Here is a 6,216-nt window from a genome sequence, read left to right as displayed (position 1 = left end):
CGCGCGGCGGCGGCCGAACCCGACCCGCCTAGTGTCCGAAGACGGGAAAACCGCCTGGTCCTGCGCCTGATGATCGCCAACCTGATGAACGGCGCGGGGATCGGCATGACCGGGCCACTGATGGCTTACTGGTTTGCCGTTCGCTTCGGGCAAGGCCCTGGCGCGATCGGACCGCTGATGGCGGGCGGTTTCCTGCTGGCCGGGCTCGCGTCCCTCGGGGCTGGATGGCTGTCGAAAGGCCTCGGCATCGTGCGCGCCGTCGTCGCGATGCGGCTGGTCGGGCTGGCGCTGCTGATCGCCCTGCCGTTCGCCCCGACCTTCCCTGTGGCTGCCGCACTGTATGTTCTGCGCGCGATGTTCAACCGCGGCACCACCGGCGCCCGCGGCGCCCTGAGCATCAGCATCGTCCGAGCCGGCCGGCGCGGCTTCGCGGCCAGCATGGCGAACGTGTCGATGCAGGTGCCGCGATCGATCAGCCCGCTGCTCACCGGGTTCCTGTTCGCCGCCGGCGACCTGGCGCTGCCGTTCCTGGTCGGCGCGGCATTCCAGGGCGCCTATATCGCGCTGTATTACTGGAGTTTCGGGCAGCTCGACGCCGGGCGTGCAGGTGGGGATGATGGTCGGAGCGGCAGGCTGGATTGAAGCTTCTGGCTGGTGCATGATATGCTTTGTACTTAAAGGATCACCATGGCCGAACGTTCCTTTGCCCGCGAAGTGCAGCAACTCCGTCTTGGCGCCGGCGCCGAATTTCGCGGCGAGGGGATTCTCGCCATCACCAAAGCTCTGCTGGAAAACGGTGTAGGGTATGTGGCTGGCTATCAGGGCGCGCCAATTTCCCACCTGATGGACGTGCTGGCCGACGCGTCCGATATCCTGTCCGAACTGGGTGTCCATTTCGAATCCAGCGCCAACGAAGCAACGGCCGCCGCCACGTTGGCGACATCGATGATGTATCCCATCCGTGGGGCGGTGACGTTCAAGAGCACCGCCGGCACCAATGTCGCATCCGACGCGCTGTCGAACCTGTCGTCCAGCGGCGTGGTCGGTGGCGCGATGATCATCCTGGGGGAGGATTACGGCGAAGGTTCCTCCATCATGCAGGAGCGCAGCCACGCCTTCGCGATGAAATCGCAGATCTGGCTGCTGGACCCTCGTCCCAACCTGCCGTCTATCGTCCGCATGGTGGAGCACGGCTTCGCTCTGTCGGAAGCGTCGAGCACCCCGGTGATGCTGGAAGTGCGCATTCGTGCGTGCCACGTCCACGGCAGTTTCGTCACCAAGGACAATCGGCCACCGCCGTTCACCCTGACCCAGGCGCGCGACACGCCGGTGCGGGATACCGGCCGCATCGTCTTGCCCCCCGCCAGCTATGCGCATGAGAGGGACAAGATCGCCCGCCGCTGGCCCGCCGCCGTGGACTACATACAACAGCACGGCCTCAACGAATTCTTCGACGGCGAACTGACCGACGTCGGCATCATCCTGCAGGGCGGCATGTACAATGGCGTCATGCGCGCCCTGATGCGCATGGGCCTGGCCGACATCTGGGGCAACACCCGGGTGCCGCTATACGTTCTGAACGTCACCTACCCGTTGGTGGACCCGGAGATTGTTCGTTTCTGCACCGGCAAGCGTGCCGTGCTGGTGGTAGAGGAAGGCCAGCCGGACTTCATCGAGCAATCCCTGTCGAAAACCCTGCGGGAGGCGGAGCTGCCCGTTCGTCTGCTGGGCAAGCGCGTTCTGCCGATGGCTGGCGAATACACGGTTGGGGTGCTGGAGGATGGGGTGCGCGGGTTCTTCGCGACCGTCGGCATGGCGGTGGACCTGACTCCGCGCGCCAATGCCGCCGCCATCCTGGATGAGGAGCCGGTACGCGCCCTTGCCAGTGTCGTGCCGGCCAGGCCGCCCGGATTCTGCACCGGCTGTCCCGAACGGCCCATTTTCTCCGCCATGAAACTTGTGGAGAAAGAGCTTGGCCAGCACCATGTCGCGTCGGACATCGGCTGCCACCTGTTTTCCATTCTGCCCCCGTTCAACGTGGGCGCCACGACGATGGGGTACGGGCTGGGTCCCGCATCCGCGTCGGCCCTGAACGGCGGGGCGGGGAAGCGTACGATCGCGTTCCTCGGCGACGGCGGGTTTTGGCATAACGGGCTGAATTCCAGCATCGGCAACGCTGTTTACAACAAAAGCGACAACGTTACCGTCATCGTGGACAATCATTACTCGGCTGCGACTGGCGGGCAGGACCTGTTGTCGTCGCGCGCCACGACGCGCCGCCGGTCCACCAACAATTCCATCGCTCGGGCGGTCAAAGGCGTCGGGGCAGGGTGGGTGCGGCAGATCGACCGCACCTATGATGTCGCCCGCATGCGTGCCACGCTGCGTGACGCCCTGACCTCGGTCGCCCGCGGACCTAAGATCATCGTCGCGTCATCCGAGTGCATGCTGAACCGCCAACGCCGGGAAAAGCCCCAGTTGGCGGCGGCGGCCAAGGCCGGCAAGCGCGTGGTGCGTCCTCGGTTCGGGGTCGATCAGGATGTCTGCACCGGCGACCACGCCTGCATGCGGCTGTCCGGGTGTCCGTCGCTGTCGCTGAAGCATACCGGCGAAAAGCTGCGCGATGATCCGGTCGCCGTGGTGGACAATTCCTGCGTCGGCTGCGGCCATTGCGGAGAGGTCGCGAATGCCGCGATCCTGTGCCCGTCGTTCTATCGGGCGGATATCGTGGAGAACCCGGGGTGGATGGACCGGGTGCTGGGCTACATTCGTGGTGCCGTGATTGGCGCCTTGCAACGGCGACGTGCCGCTCGGCACTGGATGCCGGCGTGAGATGAACCGCCCGATCACCATCGCGGTGCTGGCGATCGGCGGCCAAGGCGGCGGTGTGCTGGTGGACTGGATCGTCGCGCTGGCCGAGCGGGAGGGCTGGCGGGCCCAATCGACGTCGGTTCCTGGCGTGGCGCAACGGACCGGCGCGACGATCTACTACGTCGAGGTGATCGCGGCCGAGGCTAGCCGGATCCCGGTGTTTTCCGCCATGGCGGCACCGGGCGACGTCGATATCGTGATCGCCGCCGAATGGATGGAAGCCGGCCGAGCCATTCAGCGTGGATTGGTAACGCCGGATCGGACGACGTTGATCGCCTCCACCCACCGCACCTTCGCGGTGTCGGAGAAAGAAGCCCCCGGCGACGGAATGGCCGATTCCACCGCGGTCACCGCCGCCGCCAGGGCTGCGTCCCAGCGCTTCGTCGCGTTCGATATGGCCGCGCTGGCGGACCGGGCAGGCAGTGTGGTGTCGTCCGTGCTGTTCGGTGCCCTGTGCGGAACCGGGGCGCTACCGTTCCCGCGCGCCGCGTTCGAGGCGACTATCACCGAGGCCGGCGTCGGCGTGCAGGGAAGCCTGCGCGGGTTCGCCCTGGGCTTCGATGGTCTGGCTACACCGCCCGTGACCGTGAGACCCGTATCGGCGCCGCTGGTGGACGCGCTTGCCCCGGTCGGTCACCCGCCCTACGACTCCCTGCTGGCCCGCGCCGCAACGTTCCCGCCCGCCGCGCACGAAATGCTCGCCGAGGGCCTGCGGCATGTCGTCGGTTACCAGGATATCGCCTACGGTAAGGCGTATTTGGATGCGGTCGACTTGATCTCACAACTCGACCCCGCCTCTGCGGAAGCCCCGGTCCCCTCGTCATGGCCGGGCGCGTCCCGGCCATCCACGCAGGAACGACAGGGCGTGCCCAACCGCGACACGCCTTCCCTCACCGAAGCCGCTGCCAAATATATCGCCCGCGCCATGGCCTATGATGACGTCATCCGCGTTGCCGCGCTGAAAACCCAGCCATCCCGCACACCGCGCATCCAACAGGAAATGGCTGGCCAAATCCTGGCCGTCACCGAATTCATGCACCCGCGCATGGAGGAACTTCTCGGGCTGCTACCCCCCCGCCTGGGCACCACGATCGAGCGCCGCCCACGACTGGTCGCTGCGCTGGACCGGGTCTTCTGCGGTCCCAGGCGTATCCGGACCGACACGATCTTCGGCTTCCTGACCCTCTACGTCATCGCCGGGCTGCGCGGCCGGCGCCGCAAAACCCTGCGCCACGCGCGCGAATCCGCCAGGATCGACACCTGGCTGGCCACGGTCCGCACCGTTGCCGCCGAGGACCCGGCCCTGGCCGCCGAACTGCTGGCGAACCAGCGTCTGATCAAGGGATACAGCGACACCCACGCACGCGGGCTGGATAAATTCACCCGCGTGATGGCGGCATCCGAACGCCTGCGCGGCCGCCCCGACGCCGCCGCCTGGGTGCGCCGCCTGCGGGACGCCGCGCTGAAAGATGAGCAGGGCTTGGCGCTCGACGCGGCCCTGCGCACGGTGGACACCTTCCTGGACGAAAGGACGGCCGCATGACCAGCCGTTACCGCGACAACCCCCAGGCCCTGAGCGCCCTGGTCCGCGACGCCGAGGTCCATCGCGACGTCTATATCGACCCGGAAATCTTCACCCTGGAGATGGAGCGCCTGTTCGCCAACACCTGGGTCTACGTCGGCCATGACTCGCAGGTTCCGAACACCGGGGACTACTTCGGCACCACGATCGGCGCGCAGCCGGTCCTGATGGTGCGGCACGAGGATAGCACCGTCCACGTCCTGTACAATCGCTGCCCGCACAAAGGCACTCGCATCACCACCGAAACGTGCGGCAACACCGGACGCTTCTTCCGCTGCCCCTATCACGCCTGGAGTTTCCGCACCGACGGCAGTCCCGCCGCCCTGCCGCTGCCCAGCGGTTATGAGAACACACCGTTCGCCGACAGTCAGGCGGCGCAGGGCATGACCCCGGTGCGCCACGTCCACAACTACCGGGGCTTCGTCTTCGCCAGGCTGTCTGTGGACGGGCCGGATTTCGCGACGTTTTTCGGCGAGTCGCTGTCCAGCATCGACAACATGGTGGATCGTTCGCCGGCCGGCCGGCTGGAAGTCGCCGGCGGCGTGCTGCGCTACATGCACAACTGCAACTGGAAAATGCTGGTCGAGAATCAGACTGACACCTGCCACCCGATGGTCGCGCATATGTCGTCAGCCGGCACCGCCATCGAATTGTGGAAACGTGCGGGCTCGCAAAATCCCAAGCCCATGGCGGTGGAAATCTACGCCCCCTTCATGTCGCCCTACGAATTTTTTGAAAACATGGGCATTCGCACCTGGGACAACGGCCACGGCCATACCGGCGTGCATCACTCGATCCATTCGAACTATTCCGCTGTCCCCGGCTATTTCGAGCAGATGGTTGCCGCCTACGGCGAACCCCGGGCAAAGGCGATCCTGGACGAAAACCGCCACAACACGATCTATTTCCCCAACCTGATGGTCAAAGGTCCCATCCAGTTGCTGCGGTTGTTCAAGCCGCTGGGGCCGGACCGGACTTTGGTGGAAAGCTGGACGTTCCGGCTGGTGGATGCTCCCGATTTTTTGCTGGAACGGACGCTGGTCTACAACCGGCTGATCAATGCGCCGACATCGGTCGTCGGCCACGATGATCTGGAGATGTACGAACGCGCCCAGGAAGGCCTGCACGCCGACGGAAATCCGTGGGTAAACCTGCATCGCCTGTATCAACCCGGCGAAACGGCGCTGGCCGTCGATAACGGAACGACCGAGCGCCAGATGCGCAACCAATTCCGAGCCTGGGCCAGGTATATGGCGGCCGAAATATGATTGCCCCGGCCGATCTGATTGCCTTCGTCTACCGGGAGGCGCGCCTGCTTGATGAGCAACGATTCGAGGAATGGCTGGCGCTGTTCGCACCGGACGGCCGCTACTGGATGCCGCTGGAATATGGCCAGACCGACCGCCGCCTGACAGCGTCGCTGATGGACGAGGATCTGTTCCTGCTGCGGCTGCGGGTGGAGCGTCTGAAAGGCAACCGTACCTACAGCCAGAAACCGAAGAGCCGGTGCCATCACGTGCTGCAGCAGCCACAGGTCGACGTGTTCGATCCCGCGGCCAACCGCTACGTCGTTTGGACCGCGATGCACTACGTCGAATCCCGCCTGGATCATCAGGACCTTTACGCTGTATGGGCAACGCACGAACTGACAACGATCGACGGCGCAATACGGATTCAGATGAAACGAGTCGACCTGGTGAACTGCGACGCTGCTTTCGGCAGCATTCAGTTGTTCCCATGACCACCTCGCCGTCGTACGGCCG

At 65.4% G+C, this 6,216-nt stretch carries 5 protein-coding genes; all 5 read left to right on the top strand.

Translation table 11 applies throughout. The features are described from left to right. On the top strand, positions 1–642 hold a 642-nt coding region (locus tag GSQ89_RS34105), incomplete at its 5' end, for an MFS transporter (RefSeq protein ID WP_371734328.1). 45 nt (positions 643–687) lie between these two features. Next, positions 688–2,832, top strand: coding sequence for an indolepyruvate ferredoxin oxidoreductase subunit alpha (locus tag GSQ89_RS34100; RefSeq protein ID WP_158932570.1), 2,145 nt, complete (start codon positions 688–690; stop codon positions 2,830–2,832). 1 nt (position 2,833) lies between these two features. Further along, complete coding sequence (locus tag GSQ89_RS34095) at positions 2,834–4,414, top strand: indolepyruvate oxidoreductase subunit beta family protein (protein ID WP_158932569.1); 1,581 nt, start codon at positions 2,834–2,836, stop codon at positions 4,412–4,414. Continuing rightward, positions 4,411–5,721 (top strand): aromatic ring-hydroxylating dioxygenase subunit alpha, encoded by a 1,311-nt coding sequence (locus GSQ89_RS34090; protein WP_158932568.1) that lies wholly within the window; start codon positions 4,411–4,413, stop codon positions 5,719–5,721. The genes GSQ89_RS34095 and GSQ89_RS34090 overlap by 4 nt, the downstream gene beginning before the upstream one ends. Further along, entirely contained in the window at positions 5,718–6,194 is a 477-nt protein-coding gene (locus tag GSQ89_RS34085) for an aromatic-ring-hydroxylating dioxygenase subunit beta (RefSeq protein WP_158932567.1), read from the top strand. The genes GSQ89_RS34090 and GSQ89_RS34085 overlap by 4 nt, the downstream gene beginning before the upstream one ends. Positions 6,195–6,216 lie beyond the last annotated feature (22 nt).

It is taken from the genome of Acidisphaera sp. S103 (assembly GCF_009765975.1).
GTDB lineage: Bacteria > Pseudomonadota > Alphaproteobacteria > Acetobacterales > Acetobacteraceae > Rhodopila.
The sequence above is the reverse complement of the archived record's forward strand: the minus strand, read 5'-3'. Positions and strand labels throughout refer to the sequence as shown.